A 16,602-nucleotide genomic window follows, 5' to 3' on the forward strand; every position below is an offset into this window, starting at 1 on the left:
CTAAACTGCCCAAAAGCTACGCCGCAGATGCAGCGTGGTCAAGGCTTTTCTTCGAAAAAAAACGGGAGATCCGCTTCCCCGGGGGATTCCGCAGCCCATGGAACATCGGGAAGGCCGAAAACACTGCCGTCTAAGTCGCGTAGATATCGCAGATCCCCGTAGAACGGAGCGGCGCGGGCGCCCCATCGGCGGAAGCTCCCGCCGGTCCTATGATGGAGCCATGACGCATCCCTACTTCCTCACCGTGGCCTATGCGGGCGCGGGTTTCCACGGCTGGCAGATCCAGACGGAGCTGCGGAGCGGGCAGGGGGACCTGTGGGCCGCCCTCCGCGCCCTCGATCCGGAAGCGCCGATGCCGCAGGGGACCGGGCGGACGGACGCGGGCGTCCATGCCAGGGCCCAGGGCACGCTGGTCCGCACCTCGCGGGCCTGGGAGCCCTATCGCCTGCTGGCGGCCCTGAACGCCCACCTGCGGGACGACATCCGCGTGATGGCCGCCCAGCCCGCACCGGAGGCCTTCTTCCCCCGCCAGCACGCGGTGGCGAAGCGGTACGTCTATCGCCTGGGACAGGGGCCCGCGGCGGATCCCCTCGCCGCGGCGTTCCGGTGGCACGTCCGCGGCGCGGCGCCCCTGGATCTGGAGGCGATGGCGGCGGCCGCGGCTCCGCTCCTGGGCACCCACGACTTCACCAGCTTCCGCTGCGCCGAATGCGTGGCCAAGACGCCGATCCGCACCCTCTACGGCCTGCGATGCGAAGCCCATGAGGGGGGCGTGGACCTGGTGTTCGAGGGCACGAGCTTCCTGATGCACCAGGTGCGGATCATGGCGGGCACGTTGGTGGAGGTGGGAAGGGGCCGCCGCCGGCCGGATTCGCTGGGGGCCCTGGTCGCCGTGCGCGACCGGAGCTTGGCCGGTCCCACGGCCCCGCCCCACGGGCTCTGCCTGGAACGGGTGTGGTACGAGGCGCAGTGGGGGATCGGCGAGCCCAGCCCCTGGGGCGAACGGAGCTGAGGTCTCTCGGGATATCGCCAAATGGCTCTCGAAATGCCGGGAATCGCGGCGCGTCGAGAGTCGTGTTTTTATTTTAATTATTTAAAATGAACGACTTGAATAATTGGCACGGGACTGGCTGTTAATGGGAACCGCCGCATGCGGTCACCGGGAGAAACTTCATGATGCCTTCCTTGATCAACACCGAGGTCAAGCCGTTCTCGACCACCGCCTTCCACAACGGCAAGTTCGTTCCCGTCACCGAGGCCGACCTCAAGGGCAAGTGGTCCGTGTTCTTCTTCTACCCCGCGGACTTTACCTTCGTCTGCCCGACGGAGCTCGGGGACCTGGCCGACAACTACGCCGCTTTCCAGAAGCTGGGCGTGGAGATCTACAGCGTGTCCACCGACACCCACTTCACGCACAAGGCCTGGCACGACACCTCCGAGACCATTGCCAAGCTCAAGTACCCCATGCTGGGCGATCCCACCCAGGCCATCTCCCGCAACTTCGGCGTCCTGATCGAGGAGGCGGGCCTCGCCGAGCGCGGGACCTTCGTGATCGATCCCTCGGGCCGGATCCAGATCATCGAGATCAACGCGGGCGGCATCGGCCGCAACGCCGAAGAGCTGCTCCGCAAGGTGAAGGCCGCCCAGTACGTGGCCAATCACCCGGGCGAGGTCTGCCCCGCCAAGTGGAAGGAAGGCGAAGCCACGCTGGCCCCCTCCCTCGACCTCGTCGGCAAGATCTGAACCTGCGCCTTTCCTGGCCCCGTTCCGGCCCGTCCGGGCGGGGCCAGCTCCTTTCCCTCGTTCCTCCTCCGGAGAAAGCCCATGCTCGCCCCCGATCTCAAAGCCCAGTTGAAGGTCTACCTCGAAAAGCTCGTCCAGCCGATCGATCTGGTGGCCTCGCTCGATGACGGGGCGAAGTCGCGGGAGCTCCAGGAGCTGCTGGAGGAGATCGCCACCCTGTCGGACAAGGTGGGCCTGCGGCTCGACGGCGGAAGGACGCGGCGGCCCTCCTTCGGCATCGCCCTGGCGGGCGAAACCCCGCGGGTGCACTTCGCGGGCCTTCCCATGGGGCACGAGTTCACCTCGCTGGTGCTCGCCCTGCTGCAGGTGAGCGGCCATCCGCCGCGGCTGGAGGGCGGGACGCCGGACCAGATCCGGAGCCTGCGCGGGCCCTTCCGGTTCGAGACCTTCGTCTCTCTTTCCTGCCACAACTGCCCGGACGTGGTGCAGGCCCTCAACGCCATGGCCGCCCTCAACCCCGCCCTCGAGGTCGAGATGATCGACGGGGGCCTGTTCCAGGAGGAGGTCGATGCCCGCCGGATCATGGGCGTGCCGTCGGTCTGGCTGAACGACGAAGCCTTCGCGCAGGGACGCATCAGCCTGGAGGAGATCCTCGCCAAGCTCGATACGGGAGCGGTGGAGCGCGAGGCGGAGGAACTGGCCCACAAGGAGCCCTTCGACGTGCTGGTGGTGGGCGGCGGCCCCGCGGGCTCCGCAGCGGCCATCTACGCGGCCCGGAAGGGCATCCGCACCGGCGTGGTGGCGGAGCGCTTCGGCGGCCAGGTGCTGGACACCCTCGGCATCCAGAACTTCATCTCCGTGAAGGAGACCGAGGGCCGGAAGCTGGCCATGGCCTTGGAACAGCACGTCCGCGACTACGAGGTGGACGTGATCAACCTCCAGCGGGCGGAGGCCCTCCTGCCCGAAGTCGGCGACGGGTTCGTGGGGGTGCGCCTGGCGAGCGGGGCGACGCTGCGCAGCCGCGCCGTGATCCTCGCCACCGGCGCGCGGTGGCGCGAGATGGGCGTTCCGGGGGAACAGCAGTACCGGAGCAAGGGCGTCGCCTACTGCCCCCACTGCGACGGCCCGCTGTTCAAGGGCAAGCGCGTGGCGGTGGTCGGCGGCGGGAATTCCGGCGTGGAGGCGGCCATCGACCTCGCCGGGATCGTGGCCCACGTGACGCTGCTGGAATTCGACCGGGACCTGCGGGCCGACGCGGTGCTCCAGAAGAAGCTCTACAGCCTGCCCAACGTCACGGTGATCAAGTCCGCCCAGACGACGGAAGTCCTCGGCGACGGGCAGCAGGTGAACGGGCTGGTCTACCGCGACCGAGCCAGCGACGGGATCCACACGCTCGAACTCGAGGGCATCTTCGTCCAGATCGGCCTGCTGCCCAACACCGACTGGCTGAAGGGCTCCGTGGCGCTTTCCCCCCGCGGCGAGATCGAGGTGGATGCCCGGGGCCAGACCTCCGTGGCCGGGGTTTTCGCCGCCGGCGACGCCACGACGGTGCCCTTCAAGCAGATCATCATCGCCATGGGCGAAGGCGCCAAGGCCAGCCTCGGCGCCTTCGACCACCTGATCCGGGCGTCGGTGACCGTCTAGGTCAGTCGAGGAAGAACCCCACGCCCTGCCACACCTTCAGCCGGGTCTTGCCGTCCGGCGAGGTGGCGGGGTCGAACACCAGTTTCTTGGCGGCTTCCACGCAGGCCTCTCCCGCGTCCTTCACGTCGGCGCCCTCGCCGGGCAGGCCCTGGAGGAGGCGGGAGGCCACCACCTCGCCCTTCTCGTTGACCAGGACGTTGACCACCACCACGCCCCGGGGACGCAGGGAGAAGAGGCTGGAGGATTTCAGGTGGGGCGTCACGCGGGTCAGATTCAAGGGCCGCGCGGGAAGGATGTCCTCGCCGAGGATCACCAGATCGCCCTCGGCGGGGCCGGAACTGGCCTTGGTCCGGAAGGTCTCGTTTTCCGCCTTGAGCTTCGCCGCCTCCGCTTTGGCGGCCGCGGCTTCGTCCTTGGCGGTCTGCATTTCCTGGAGGATGGCGTCGCCCCCGCCCTGGTTCTCCTGGAGCGCGGCGCGGACCTGGGCGGTCTCCCGGCGGGCGGCTTCAGCCTCCGCCTGGGCGCGGTCGCGGGCCTGCTGGGCGGCGGCCAGCTCCTGCTGGAAGCTCTCCGTGGCGGCGAGCCGCTGCTTGAGGTCGTCCCGTTCCTCCGTCAACCGGCGGACCTGGGCCGTCAACTGGGCGGGCGTGGGCTTCTTCGGCGCGGCGGCCAGCGCAAAGGACAGGGGCAGGGCGAACAGCAGGGGAAGGACAATGCGCATGGCGCCTCCGGATGCGGAGGGCTCAGCGCGTCGGGACCGGCTGGTCACCCCCCTGGGCGGGTTTGTTCGTCTTGAGAATCCCACGCTTGATGAGCTTGGAGAAGATGGCGAGGCACTCGTCGGGTTCGAAGGGCGCGATGGTGAGGATGTCGCGGATGGTCCACAGGCCGTTGACGCGGCTGGCCAGGAACGCCTCGTTGGGCCCCAGGTTGGTGGTCATCAGCTCGTCGAGGCCCACGGCCAGTTCGGGCACCAGGTCCTGGTCCGGCTTCTTGTCCTCCATCAGGTCCTGGACCACCGCCATCATGCGGCTGGCGTCGACGTGGCGGGGCTGGTCCTTGAGGATGCGGCGCAGCTCCTCCTGGGCTTCCTGCAGCTTCTGCTTTTCCACCAGGGCGCGGGCCCGCTGGAGCTGGAGGCTGGGATTGTCGCCCAGGTTGCCGCCGGAATTGACGATGCGCACCAGGCCCTTCTCGTGGAGGTCGAACAGCAGCTTGTTGATCTTGTATTCCGGGAGGCGCATGTCGAGGACCAGCTGGTCCACGCGCTTGTAGCCGTCCAGCCGCGCCAGGATGTCGGCGTCGTCCGACGCGAGGGGCAGCCGCTCGGCGATGGCTTCGGGGATGGGCGCCAGGACGGCGTCGCCGCCCTTGATGACCTTGCGGATCCGCTTCCAGTCGTCGAGGCGGCGGGCGCCTTCCAGGACGATGCCGGTGACGTCGAGGCCCAGCAGCATGGACTTCTGGTGGGAGGCGGCCCCGTCGTGGAACTCGAAGCTGCCGACGTTCCAGAGGAACGTGTCGTAGAGGCTCTCCTCCACCTTGAGTTGGACGATGCGCCGGATCTCGGCCTCGGTCACCAGCTGGCGGTTGACGAGAATCCGACCCAGGAGCTGCTGCTCATCCTCCTGCGTGGCCAGGGCTTCCCGCAGCTGATCCTCGGTGATCCGGTTGAAGGCGAGGAGGTACTGGCCGAGGTACTCGCGGGGATCGGAGGACCAGATGCTGGTGATGCGCCCCTCGTGGAAGGCCACGCGCTTGGTGTGCAGGGGGCCGCGCAACTCCAGCACGCCCGTCTTCTTGCCCACGGCGAGCCACTGGAAGATGTCCTCCAGCCCCATCGTCGCCAGATCACCGCTCAGCGCCAAACCGCCCCCTCCGTGAGTGCCATTCTACCGGGGCGCACCGGCGCCTCCGTCACTCTTCGGCAGCCGGAGGCCGTTTGGATAGAAGGCGTCACAGCCGGCTGAGGGTCTCCCGGATGGCCTGGTTCAGCAGGTCGGGATGGTGCCGGGCCATGGGTGCCTCGGGATCCAGCAGGGGAAAACAGTGGATGGGGATGTCCAGAACCCGTTCGCTCCGGGCCAGGAGCGGCTCTCCGCCCTCCTCCCGGTAGCGCGCGAGCATGTCCGGGCGCAGGGGCGTGGAATTGGCGATCACGGCCGACATGCGCACCCGCCCGAAGGCGGAGATCGCCGCCACGTGGGTCTCCAGGTCGAGTCCCGACGTTTCCCCGGGTTCGGTCATCAGGTTGGCGACGTAGACCACGGGCGCGCCCGAGATGGCCACGGCTTCCTGCAGCTCCGGCAGGAGCAGGTTGGAGATGGTCGACGAATAGAGGCTCCCCGGCGACAGGAGCACCAGGTCGGCCCGCAGGAGGGCCAGGACCGCCTCGGGCAGGGGCTCGGCGCCGGGCGGTTCCAGCCACAGGCGAGCCAGGGGAGGGCGGCAGGAGCCCACCGCGGTCTCGCCGACGTACAGCGCGCCCGCCATGTCCTCGGCGCAGAGGGTCACCGGCACCACCGTGGACGGGAACAGCCGCCCCACCGTCACCAGGACGCTGGAGAGCTGCCGGATGGCCCGCACCCAGTCGCCGGAGAGGTCGGCCAGGGCCCACAGCATGAGGTTGCCCAGCGAGTGGCCCGAGAGGCTGCCGTCGCCCTTGAAGCGGTAATTGAGGAGCTCGGAAAGGGCCGAGTCCTCCATCGTGAGCGCCGAAAGGCAGTTCCGCAGGTCCCCGGGCGGGATTCCGCCCAGCTCGTCGCGCAGGCGACCGGAGGAGCCCCCGTTGTCGGAGACCGTGACGATGCCCGTCAGCTTCCAGGGATCGCGGCTCCGGCCCGCCTCCCGCTTGAGGGCGCGGAGCAGCGCCGCCAGGCCCGTGCCGCCTCCCAGCGCCACCACCCGCAGGGGCTGGTCGGCGTGGAGCCCCAGGGGGCCTGGCAGGGAAGGCGCCATTCCGTTTCGGGGCCTAGCGGCCCTCGGTGAAGCCGAACAGCGGCGACTTCCGGATGGGGTTGAAATCGGGCTCCATGTGCCACTGGAAGACGAGGTCGCCGTTCAGCTCCAGCGCCTTCTTCAGGCATTCGGCGGAGGCTTCGACGTTGTCGTTCTGGGCGAAGGCCACCGCCCGCAGGTAGTGGAGCGTGCCTTTCGAGGGGGCGGCCTTGAGGGCCTTCTCCACGAGGTCCAGGGCTTCGGCCGTGGCCCTGCGGTTGAGGCAGGCCTGAATCTCGCTGACGGGATCCGTCACGGCGACCTGATGGGGGTGGACCTTGGAGTCGGCCAGGGCCAAGTAGACCTGGGCGCGGCGCTTCATGGGCCAGTCGCCGGCGGCCTGAGCCTCCTGCATCAAGGACTCCAGCTTCTTCACCGCGTCGGCGTATTTGCCCGAATCCACCAGCTTCACCGCCTGGGAGAAGCTCTCCGCCAGGGGGGCGCCCTGGCCGGTGGAAGCGGGGATGGACTTGGGGTCGAGCTCGGTCTTGGCTTTTGTCGCCATGGGTGGATCCTCGGGAAGCCTTTTGGAAACTATAGGACGACAAGGTTTCCCGAGCAAATTACGGAGCCCGGACTCGGCGCTCAGGCCTTGAAGAGCGCCTTCTCCCGATTGAGGACCCGGGTGGAAACGAGGGTCATCACCGCCGCCAGGCCCACCGTCATGGCGAAGGCCACCAGGTATTCCCCCCAGCTGAACTGCTGGCTGAACAATTTCCGCAGCGCCAGGCAGACGTTCACCACGGGCACGTAGGAGAGGAAGGCCATCTTGTCCACGCCCGGCGCGCTGGTGAACATCCCGAGGAAGATCACCAGGAAGATGCCCGGCGTGACGGCGCTGCCGGCCTCGATGGTGTTCTTGGCCTGGATGCCCATCAGCAGGATGAAGTTCGAGAAGAAGAGGCCCAGCGGCACCATGATCATGAACGTCAGCCCGAGCGTCATGGGGTTCGCGATGGCGGCCATGCTCTGCATGGAACCCGTGGATCCGTCGCTGATGAAGGGGATGGAGAGGCCCATGCTCAGCAGGTTCAGGAGCGCCGCGATCACGCCCATGCAGAAGATGTAGAGCAGCTTGCCCAGGATGATCTGGGTGCGGGGCAGGCGGGTGGCCATCAGGCTGAGCAGGGTCTGGCGCTCCTTCTCGCCGGCGGTCGCGTAGATGCCGTGCTGCATGGCGCCCGTGTACATCATGATCATCAGCAGGTAGGGCAGGATCCGGCCCATGACCTTGCCCACTTCCAGGGCCGTGTCGGCGGCGTTGACCACGTCCACCTTCACCGGCTCCGCCAGTTGGGGGGAGGCGCCCAGCGTCTGGAGCCGGCCCTGGACCCAGGCCTTCTCCTGATCCTTCAGGACCTCGCGCAGCCGCTTCAGCGCCAGGTTGGAGGTGCGCTCGCTCTCGTCCACGGTGACGGCCAGGGTGAAGGTCTGGTGCTTCTTCAGGGCGTCCGCCGCGTCGGGATCCACGTCCACGGCGAGGTCCAGCTTCTGGTCGCGCAGCGCCTGCTTGAGATCGCCCTCGGGACGGGGCACCAGTTCGAAGCGGCGGGGGTCGTTCTGGAGGAGGGCGCCGAGGCTCCCCGAAGGGTCCGCCACGAAGACGCGGCTGGCCTTGTTGCGGTTCTGGGCCTCGTCCCGCTTGGACATCTTGGCCATCATCCCGAAGATGGCGGGGTAGAGGAGGAAGGGCAGCACGAAGGCGAAGAACAGGGTCTTCCGGTCCTTCGACAGCTCCAGGAATTCCTTCTTCATGATGAGCAGGGCGCCGCGCATCAGTGGATCTCCTCAGACTGGGCCGCGAGTTGGAAGAAGACCTCGTCCAGCGTCCGGGCGCGCCGGGATTGCAGCAGTTCGCGGGGCGGAGCGTCCCCGTGGAGCTTGCCGTCGAAGATGATCCCCACCCGGTCGCAGATGTCCTCGACCATGGGCATCACGTGGGTGGACACGATGACCGTCCGGCCCTCCTCGCGCATGATGCGGAGCAGGTCGAGGACGGTCTTGGCCGTGAGCACGTCGAGGCCGGTGGTGGGCTCGTCGAAGATCACCACCTTGGGATCGTGCAGCAGGGCGCGGGCGATGCTCACCTTCTGCTTCTGGCCCGAGGAGAACCCCTCCATCTTCACGTCGGCGAAATCCGCCAGCTGGAGCTTCTCGAGGAGGTGCATCCCCCGCCGCTCCGCGACGGTGGGATCGACGTCCTGGAACTCCCCGAACAGCCGCAGCAGTTCCCGCGGGGTGAAGCGGGCGTAGACGCCCATGTCGGTGCTGAGGTAGCCCAGGCAGCCGCGGACCGCCTCCGCCTTCTCGCGGGTATCCATCCCGCAGACGGTGATGGAGCCCTGGTCCGGCTCCATCAGCCCCGCGATCATCCGCAGCGTGGTGGACTTGCCGGCGCCGTTGGGGCCGAGCAGCCCGTAGATCTCGCCCGGCCGGACCTGCAGCGAGATGCCGCGCACGGCATCGATCCGCTTGGTCACGCGGGTCTTCTTGTCCTTCACGACGAAGGATTTGTGGACCTCGTTCAACTGGATCACCGGGCCTCCGGAGTGGGAAAGCCCAGTCTAGGCGGCGACGACGGTTCACTCCGCCGGGGATCGGCGAACGGAAGGGGCCGACCGGCGAACGGAGGCCGGAGCTGCTTCAGCGGGCAGGGCGCCCTAGGGGTGCCCCAGGACGCCCGTGACGCCCAGGACCAGCATCACCGCGCCCATTCCCAGGCAGTAGACGGCGAAGCCGTTGAGGCGGGGCTTCCGCGTGAAGCGGTCCAGCAGTCCGATGGCCAGGTAGCCCGACACGGCGGCGGTGAGGACCCCCGCGACGCACAGCAGGCCGGGGGCGGCGGAGCCGGCGGGGAAGGCCAGTTCCGGCGGCAGCGGCTGGTGCCGCAGCAGCGGCTTGAGCAGGCCGCGGAGCTCCAGCGTCGCCGCGGCGGCGATGGTGGGCATCCCGAGGAGGAAGCTGAACCGCGCGGAGGCCGGCAGGCGCAGGCCCTGGAAGACGCCCATGGCGATGGTGGAGCCGGAGCGCGACAGCCCGAAGCCCCCGCCGATGCCCTGGATGGTGCCGATGGCGAGGGCGTCGGAGGCCCGCAGGTCCCCGATACCGCGGCCCGCGCGGTCCTCGCTCAGGAGGTTGTTCCGTTCGCGGCTCAGCCGGTTGGCCAGGAACAGCAGGCCCGCGGTGCAGAGCAGGCCGATCCCGTAGACCCACAGGTGATCCTTCGCCGCTTCCTTCACCCCGCGGGTCGCCAGGCCGAAGATTCCCGTGGGGATCATCGCCACCACCAGCCACAGGGCCAGCTTGCGGCCTTCCGCGTCCCGGCCGACGCAGCCCATCGCCAACTGCAGCAGCTCCCGGCGGAAGTAGACGAACAGGGCGAGCAGCGTGCCCACGTGGAGCAGCACGTCGAAAGCCAGCGGCATCGGCCGCCCCCGGAACATGATGTGTTCCGCCAGCGTCAGGTGCGCCGTGGAGGATACCGGGAGGAATTCCGTCAGGCCCTGGACCAGGCCCAGGAGGATGGCGTGCAGCAGGTTCATTCGGCCCTCGGCGTAAAGAGACAGTGTGCCAGAGGGGCGGGAACCTCCGGTGGGCGGCGGCTCCCGCCCGTGATTGAATCTCCCCATGCGACCCATCGATCTCCGCTCCGACACCGTGACCCAGCCTTCAAAGGAGATGCGCGCCGCCATGGCGTCCGCGGAGGTGGGCGACGACGTCCTGGAGCGCGATCCCACGCTGGCCCGGCTGGAGGCCCGGGTGGCGGAGCTGCTGGGAATGGAGGCCGCCCTCTGGGTGCCCTCGGGCTGCATGGGCAACCTCATTGCCCTGATGCTCCACCTCAAGCGGGGGGACCGCTTCCTCGCGCCTGCTCAGGCGCACGTTTTGGGAGCGGAACTGGGCACCGGCGCCTGGCTGGCGGGCGGAATGCCGGAGGCTCTGGCCTGGGAGGGCGGCCCCGGCCGACCGACGCCCGCCCAGGTGACGCGGGCCGCGGGCTCTCCCGGGCCCTACTACACGCTGACCACCACGCTGCTCTGCCTGGAGAACACCCACAATTTCGCGGGGGGAGCCGTCACGCCCCTCGACGAGCACCGGGCCCTGGTGGCCGCCGCCAAGGGGGTGGGGCTGAGGGTGCATCTGGACGGCGCGCGGATCTGGCACGCCGCCGCGGCGCTGGGCCTTCCTCCGGGCGCCCTGACCGAGGGCGTGGACACGGTGCAGGTCTGCCTCAGCAAGGGGCTCGGTGCCCCCATGGGCTCGCTCTTCTGCGGCTCCGCGCCCACCGTGATCGAGGCCCGGCGCCTGCGGAAGATGCTGGGCGGCGGCGTGCGCCAGGGCGGCGTGATGGGCGCAGCGGGGCTGGTGGCCCTGGACCATCTCCCGCGCCTTCCCGAGGACCATGCCAAGGCGCGGCGCCTGGCGGAGGGCCTGCGGGCCTTCGGCGTCGCGGCACCGATTCCCGAGACGAACATCCTCCTGATTCCCGTGCCCGACGCGGGAGGCGCCGCGGCCGCCCTGGAGACGGCGGGCGTCCGGCCTTCCGTGGTGGGTTCCGCTTTGCGCTTCATTCCCCACCGCGATCTGGAGCTGGCCGACATCGAGGAGGCCCTGCGGCGCGCGGAACCCCTGGCCCACCTCCTGCGTTCGGCCTGAGAAGGATCCGATGAAGGCGCGGGTTCTCCTCGGCGCCCTGCTGCTTCTCGCGGCGGGAACCAGCGGCTACCTGCTGTACCGCGATGCCCTCGTTCCCGTTCCCCTGCAATCCGGACGGGACCTGTTCGTGCCGGCCCAGCCGGCCTTCGGCGAGGATGAGGCGGTGGTCGAATCGGTTCTGCCGGCGGGCCCGGGCCTGGAGGCCTTCCTCGCCGCGCAGTCCGACCTCGCGCTCCTGGAGAAAGGGGAGGAGGGCCAGTGGACGGGTCAGCTCCTCGCCGGCCTCCAGCGCAGCCGCCATGGCCGCCGTTGGCGCCTGACGTTGGTATCCGGCTGGCGGATGCAGGACGGAACTTTGCTCGACGCGCACCGCCTTGTGGCCAGCCTCGCATCGGCCTGGGCGCGGGAGGGTTGCGTCGCCCGGATCATCGATCCTGCCACCGTGGAACTCCGCTTTCCCGCCGCGCCGGCGGATCTGCCCGCGCGGCTCGCGACGTGGCGCGTTCCCGGTAGCGGCCCCTTCATCCGGCAGGGCTCGGCCCTCATCCGCTTCGAGGGATTCAGCCGGGGCCGCGCGGGCCTTGCCGGGTTGCGGATCCTGTCGGAGCCGGCCGTTCTTTCCAGCCGCGCCTGGGCCGAGGGACTGGCGTCGGGGCGGTGGGCCTGGGCGGCGTTTCCGGGTTCCGTGGCGCCGGAGGACATGGCTCGGGTCCGCCGCGCTCCCTACGATGAACTCCGGCTGAAGGACGGGTCCGTGTGGTTCCTGTCGCGCCGGATGCGCCGCCTGCGGCCGAACCCCGAGGACTGGACCCGCACCCGCCTGTTCGGCGCCTGGAAGGGCGCCGTGGACCTGCTCTACGAACCCTGACCGGAGCCCCCATGCCCGCCGCGCGCGTTCCCTCCGTCATTCTCCTGTTGCTGGCCGGAACGCTCTCGGCCCAGCCCCCCGCGGATTTCCTGGCGGCCCACGGGGCCTGGCGGGCCCAGCGCCACCGCTCCCTCGCGGCCAAGGACGGGTGGCTCAGCCTCGTGGGCCTCTCGTTCCTCCAGGAGGGCGACAATCCGGCGGGTTCCCTCCCGGGGTTGCCCGTGAGCCTGCCGGGCGGTCCGCCCCGCGCCGGCGTGTTCCATCTGGCGCAGGGCCGCGTGAGCTTCCGGCCGGAACCCGGCGCGGACGTGACGCTTCGCGGCGAACCCGCGGGAGAGGCCGTGCTGCGGACGGACGCGGAGGAGCGGCCCGATATCCTGGAAGCGGGCAGCCTCCGCTTCCACGTCATCCGCCGGGGCGACCGCTTTGCCGTGCGGGTGAAGGACACCGCAAGCCCGCTGCTCGCGGCCTTCAAAGGGGTGGACGGCTTCCCGCCGGATCCCGCCTACCGCGTGACGGCGACCTTCGAGCCCTATCCTTCGCCGCGCACAGTCGCCATTCCCACCGTCCTGGGCACCACCGAAGACATGCCCGCGCCGGGGCTTGTGCGCTTCACGCTGAAGGGGCGGTCCTACACCCTGGAACCCGTGCAGGAGGACGGGCCGGAGTCGAAGTTCTTCTTCATCTTCCGGGACGCCACCGCCGGGAAGGAGACCTATCCCGCCGGCCGCTTCCTCTACGCGGACCCGCCCAAGGACGGGAAGCTGATCCTCGACTTCAACCGCGCCGTGAACCCGCCCTGCGCCTTCACGCCCTTCGCCACCTGCCCCCTCCCGCCCAAGCAGAACCGCCTGAACGTGCGGATCCCGGCGGGGGAGAAGACTTTCGGCGAGCACTAACTCCCACAGGTCTTCAAAGACAACTGCTCACCACCAAGACACCAAGGGCACCAAGAACAGAAAAAGGCCTTCCTTGGCTTTTCTTGGCGTCTTGGTGTCTTGGTGGTGATCTTTAAGCTCCGTCGAGCATTCCATCACTCCAGGTTCGCCGACTGCTCGCGGAGCTGGTCCAGGACGCCCTTGGCTTCCATGACGGCGCGGGTCATGGCGAGGCGCTTGCACTTGCTGCCGGTGGTGTTCAGCTCGCGCAGGACCTCCTGGCACCACACGTCCACGGCCTTGCCTTCCAGGCGGTTCGCGGCGAGCCGCTCCGCGAAGTCGTCGAGGTGGGCGGCCAGGCGCGTCAGTTCCTCGCGCACATCCTGGCGCTCGGCCAGGATGCCAGCCTCGGCCAGCAGGCGCTCCGCGGGCAGTTGGCCGGCGAGGCGCGCGTCCTCCAATAGTTGCTCGATCCGCTGGCGGTACTGGTCCGGCAGGTCGGCGGCCTGCTGGGCGGCTTCCGCCCCCAGGCGCTCCGCCAGCGCCCGCAGCTTCGCCAGGCTGGTCTCGAAAAAGGGCCGGAGCCGCTCGGCCTCCCGCGCCCGGCCGGCGTTCCAGGCCTCCAGGAGGGCCGCGACGGCCTCGCGGATGGGGGCCTCCAGCCGCGAGGCCAGGTCCGAATCGGGGGCCTGGAAGGCGCCGGGCAGGCGGAAGAAGGCCTCGGCGGTGAGGGGCGGCAGGTGCAGCCACTCGGCCTCCTCATGCCAGCCCTTGGCGACGGCGCGGAGGAGGGCGCGGTTCACCCGGGGCTCCAGGGCCGGCTCGTCCTGGACTTCCACCGTCAGGTCGAGCTTCCCGCGCAGGGCGGTTTCCCGCACCTGGGCGCGCAGGGCGGCTTCCAGGGGAAAGAGGGCGGGGGGCAGGCGCATGCCCAGGTCCAGGGCTTTGTGGTTGACGCTGCGGAGGGTGAGCCGGAGCTGCCCTGCGGCCAGGGGTCGGACGAGCTCGGCGAAGGCGGTCATGGAACGCATGGAAACTCCTCCTCGGATTGTGGCGTGGAAAATCCAAACGGCGCCATTCCAGAACTTGGGGGATGTCTTACCTAGGGTAGGATTCTTGCTATCCATCACATCCTGTTCAGACGACAATGGGGGACGGTTGGGATCCCGCGTCCCCCGTGTCGTCGCCGGGAGGCCGCCATGGCCGAATCCTTCTTCTCCTCCTCCACCCCCAATCCCACCCTTCAGGGGTGGCAGGCCCCGGGCTCCCTGGACTTCCAGGCCGCCTTCCTCCGCGCCGGAGGCTGGGCGCTGACCCGCACCGAGGCGTTCCCGGATGCCGCGCGCCTGCGGGAGCGGCTGCAGGAACTCAAGGCGTCCATGCGGGAGGGCGGCAAGCTCGGCCTGGATCTGCGCGGCCTGCGCGACAGCGCCGACAGCGTGATGGCCGCCGCCCGCGAAGCCGGGGTCGCCTTCCTGCTGCACACCGCCGAACTCCCGCCTTCCCTGGCCCTGCTGCGCCAGTCAAACCTGCCCCGCATGGTGGCGGTCCAGAATTCCGAGGAGGCGGCCCAGGCCAAGGCCCACGGCGCGTCCGCGCTTCTGGCCCGGGCGGGGCTGGTGGGGGCGCTGCGTTCGCTCGGCCTGCCCGTCATGGCGACGGCCGATACCGAAGCCGAGGCTCGGCAGGCCATGGCGGAAGGCGCGCTGGGGCTTCAGCCCCGCACCCCTTCGATGCTCGACGCTTCCCCCCTGGCTTCCTTCCGGTCGCGGCTGATGGCCGGCCTGGACGCGGTGGCCCAGGCGCTGGTGCGCCGCGGCGCCTGCACGCTGCCCCGGCTGCGGATCCGCAACCTCGACATGGCCTATCCCATCCAGCAGGGCGGTATGGGCGTGGGGATCTCCTGGGAGGGCCTGGCCGGGGCGGTCGCGCGGGAGGGCTGCGTGGGCCTGGTCTCGGCCATCGGCACCGGATACCACGGATCCGCCAGCCCCAAGATGCGCCTGGGGCGGCCCGACGGCACCGATTCGCTGAATCCCCCTAAGGCGCTGGAGTGGATCGTCCGGGCCGCGCGCGAGCGGGCCGAGGGCCGCGGCGCCGTGGGCGTGAACATCCTGTGCGCCATCGAGGGCTACGAGGCCGCGGTGCGGGCCTCCCTGGCGGGCGGCGCCCAGATGATCGTCTCCGGGGCGGGCCTGCCCCTGGCCCTGCCGGACTACGTGGGCGACGCCGACGTGGCGCTGGTGCCCATCGTGTCCTCCGCCCGGGCCCTGAACGTGATCTGCAAGCAGTGGCAGCGGAAGTACAGCCGCCTGCCGGACGCCGTGGTGCTGGAGGGTCCCGAGAGCGGCGGCCACCAGGGCTTCAGCCACGACGGCTGCCTGGATCCGGCCCACACCCTGGAGAACATTCTCCCCTCGATCATCGAGGAGCGGGACAAGTGGGGCGACTTCCCCATCCTGGTGGCGGGCGGCGTGTGGGACCACGCGGACATCCAGCGCTTCCTGGCCTTGGGCGCCTCCGGCGTGCAGATGGGGACGCGCTTCATCGGTACCTTCGAGTGCGACGCCTCGCCCATCTTCAAGGAGGTCATCCTCCGCGCCCGGGCCGAGGACATCGGCCTGATGAAGTCCCCCGTGGGCTTGCCGGCCCGCGGCGTGCGCACCAGCCTCCACCACCGCATCGAGGCCGGCACCGCGCCCCAGGTGCGCTGCGTCAGCAACTGCCTCCAGCCCTGCGGCCACGGGAAGGGCGCCGCCGCCGTCGGCTACTGCATCGCCGACCGCCTGGCCGACGCCATGAAGGGGGACCGCGAGAACGGCCTGTTCTTCACCGGCAGCAACGGCGCCAAGCTCCGGGACCTGATCAGCGTCCGCGACCTCATCGAGGAGCTGACCGAGGATCCCGGATTGCAGCGGGTCTACGCCCCGGCCTGAAGCCGCAGCTCAGGCCCGCCGTTCGGCCACGATCTCCAGCACCATCGGCGTGATCATCACGGTGCCGGGCGTGGTCGCGGCTTCGCGCAGGCCCGTCCGGACGGACTCGACCCAGTCCCGGTCCACGCGCCCCAGTTCCAGCAGGCGCTGGAGGTTGTTCTCCACGAAGCTGGATGGCCACTTCCAGATGAAGTCCGTGGGCGGGACCACGAAGACCTTGGGTTCCAGCTTCTTCACGGAGAGGCCCGCGGCCTCCAGCAGGCTCGGGAGGGAGAGGGCCACGTCCGGCTCGCCGCCGGAGGCGCGCCAGCTCGCCATGACTTCGGCCACGAAGGATTCCAAAGGCGGGCAGGGCGGGGCCAGGCGCCAAGTGCGGTAGTCCAGGTACTCGTGGAAGATGGCGACGCCGCCGGGCTTCAGCGCCCGCGCCACGGTGGCCACGAGCCGCGCGGGATCGGGCACGAAGGAGGCCACCCAGCGGCACCAGGTGGCATCCATTCCCTGAATGTCCAGGGGCTCGCCCATCAGGTCGTGCTCGTGGATGCGGACGTGCTCCAGGCCGCGGGCCGCGCAGGCGGCGCGGGCGTGCTGCACGAAGTTTCCGGAGCGCTCCACGGCGTGGACCTCGCCGCTGGGACCCACGATCTCCGCCAGGTCCAGCGTGGCGTAGCCGGGACCCGCGCCCACGTCGAAGACCTTCGATCCCGTCGTGATGCCCGCGCGGCGCCAGCATTCCAGGACGTGGGGCCGCCAGACCCGGTGCTGGAGCCCCAGCCGCTCGATCTCCTCGCGGTGCGTTCCGAGGACGTAGTCGCGCTCATTCGTAGCGGCCATCCGGCTTCCTCCATGGGTGGGAAGCTCCCAGTCTAGCGGGCGCGAG

At 69.7% G+C, this 16,602-nt stretch carries 16 protein-coding genes; 7 read left to right on the top strand and 9 right to left on the bottom strand.

Annotated features, from left to right (window positions below):
• The first annotated feature begins 220 nt into the window (after positions 1 to 220).
• The 3 genes from truA to ahpF all read left to right on the top strand — a co-directional run bounded on the left by truA (position 221) and on the right by ahpF (position 3,387).
• Entirely contained in the window at positions 221 to 1,012 is a 792-nt protein-coding gene (truA, locus tag RAH39_RS05410; RefSeq protein WP_306591785.1) for a tRNA pseudouridine(38-40) synthase TruA, read from the top strand.
• A gap of 164 nt (positions 1,013 to 1,176) precedes the next feature.
• A complete protein-coding gene (ahpC, locus tag RAH39_RS05415) occupies positions 1,177 to 1,743 on the top strand; it encodes an alkyl hydroperoxide reductase subunit C (protein WP_306592107.1) in 567 nt (188 codons plus the stop codon).
• Positions 1,744 to 1,824: 81 nt separating this feature from the next.
• Positions 1,825 to 3,387: an alkyl hydroperoxide reductase subunit F gene (gene ahpF, locus RAH39_RS05420; RefSeq protein ID WP_306591786.1), complete on the top strand. Its 1,563-nt coding sequence runs from the start codon at positions 1,825 to 1,827 to the stop codon at positions 3,385 to 3,387.
• Position 3,388: 1 nt separating this feature from the next.
• On the opposite strand, the gene RAH39_RS05425 is transcribed toward ahpF, so the two are convergent.
• The 7 genes from RAH39_RS05425 to RAH39_RS05455 form a co-directional block, all read right to left on the bottom strand.
• Positions 3,389 to 4,108 carry a hypothetical protein gene (locus RAH39_RS05425; protein ID WP_306591787.1) on the bottom strand — a complete coding sequence of 240 codons (720 nt, stop codon included), beginning with the start codon at positions 4,106 to 4,108 and terminating at the stop codon, positions 3,389 to 3,391.
• A 22-nt stretch (positions 4,109 to 4,130) separates the two neighbouring features.
• Complete coding sequence (locus RAH39_RS05430) at positions 4,131 to 5,255, bottom strand: DUF4388 domain-containing protein (RefSeq protein ID WP_306591788.1); 1,125 nt, start codon at positions 5,253 to 5,255, stop codon at positions 4,131 to 4,133.
• Between the two features lie 88 nt (positions 5,256 to 5,343).
• Entirely contained in the window at positions 5,344 to 6,345 is a 1,002-nt protein-coding gene (gene yvcK / locus RAH39_RS05435) for a gluconeogenesis factor YvcK family protein (protein ID WP_306591789.1), read from the bottom strand.
• 13 nt (positions 6,346 to 6,358) lie between these two features.
• Positions 6,359 to 6,889 (bottom strand): TPR end-of-group domain-containing protein, encoded by a 531-nt coding sequence (locus RAH39_RS05440; protein ID WP_306591790.1) that lies wholly within the window; start codon positions 6,887 to 6,889, stop codon positions 6,359 to 6,361.
• Between the two features lie 80 nt (positions 6,890 to 6,969).
• Positions 6,970 to 8,160: an ABC transporter permease gene (locus tag RAH39_RS05445; RefSeq protein WP_306591791.1), complete on the bottom strand. Its 1,191-nt coding sequence runs from the start codon at positions 8,158 to 8,160 to the stop codon at positions 6,970 to 6,972.
• Positions 8,160 to 8,921, bottom strand: coding sequence for an ABC transporter ATP-binding protein (locus RAH39_RS05450; protein ID WP_306591792.1), 762 nt, complete (start codon positions 8,919 to 8,921; stop codon positions 8,160 to 8,162). Before RAH39_RS05450 ends, RAH39_RS05445 begins: the two co-directional genes overlap by 1 nt.
• A 123-nt stretch (positions 8,922 to 9,044) precedes the next feature.
• The gene (locus tag RAH39_RS05455; protein ID WP_306591793.1) at positions 9,045 to 9,926 is read right to left on the bottom strand and encodes an undecaprenyl-diphosphate phosphatase; all 882 of its coding nucleotides are present in this window, start codon (positions 9,924 to 9,926) and stop codon (positions 9,045 to 9,047) included.
• Positions 9,927 to 10,011: 85 nt separating this feature from the next.
• Here RAH39_RS05455 and RAH39_RS05460 point away from each other — a divergent pair, with 85 nt between their 5' ends.
• The 3 genes from RAH39_RS05460 to RAH39_RS05470 are packed head-to-tail and all read left to right on the top strand — an operon-like array spanning position 10,012 to position 12,807.
• On the top strand, positions 10,012 to 11,040 hold the full coding sequence (locus RAH39_RS05460) for a threonine aldolase family protein (RefSeq protein ID WP_306591794.1): 1,029 nt from the start codon (positions 10,012 to 10,014) through the stop codon (positions 11,038 to 11,040).
• A 10-nt stretch (positions 11,041 to 11,050) separates the two neighbouring features.
• Entirely contained in the window at positions 11,051 to 11,908 is an 858-nt protein-coding gene (locus RAH39_RS05465) for a periplasmic substrate-binding domain-containing protein (RefSeq protein WP_306591795.1), read from the top strand.
• 11 nt (positions 11,909 to 11,919) lie between these two features.
• On the top strand, positions 11,920 to 12,807 hold the full coding sequence (locus RAH39_RS05470) for a DUF1684 domain-containing protein (RefSeq protein ID WP_306591796.1): 888 nt from the start codon (positions 11,920 to 11,922) through the stop codon (positions 12,805 to 12,807).
• A gap of 134 nt (positions 12,808 to 12,941) precedes the next feature.
• On the opposite strand, the gene RAH39_RS05475 is transcribed toward RAH39_RS05470, so the two are convergent.
• Positions 12,942 to 13,817 carry a YicC family protein gene (locus tag RAH39_RS05475; RefSeq protein ID WP_306591797.1) on the bottom strand — a complete coding sequence of 292 codons (876 nt, stop codon included), beginning with the start codon at positions 13,815 to 13,817 and terminating at the stop codon, positions 12,942 to 12,944.
• Between the two features lie 168 nt (positions 13,818 to 13,985).
• Here RAH39_RS05475 and RAH39_RS05480 point away from each other — a divergent pair, with 168 nt between their 5' ends.
• Positions 13,986 to 15,722, top strand: coding sequence for an NAD(P)H-dependent flavin oxidoreductase (locus tag RAH39_RS05480; RefSeq protein WP_306591798.1), 1,737 nt, complete (start codon positions 13,986 to 13,988; stop codon positions 15,720 to 15,722).
• A 9-nt stretch (positions 15,723 to 15,731) separates the two neighbouring features.
• Here RAH39_RS05480 and RAH39_RS05485 read toward each other — a convergent pair whose 3' ends face one another.
• Positions 15,732 to 16,556: a class I SAM-dependent methyltransferase gene (locus tag RAH39_RS05485; protein WP_306591799.1), complete on the bottom strand. Its 825-nt coding sequence runs from the start codon at positions 16,554 to 16,556 to the stop codon at positions 15,732 to 15,734.
• Positions 16,557 to 16,602 lie beyond the last annotated feature (46 nt).

This window comes from Geothrix sp. 21YS21S-4 (assembly GCF_030845995.1).
Classification (GTDB): domain Bacteria; phylum Acidobacteriota; class Holophagae; order Holophagales; family Holophagaceae; genus Geothrix.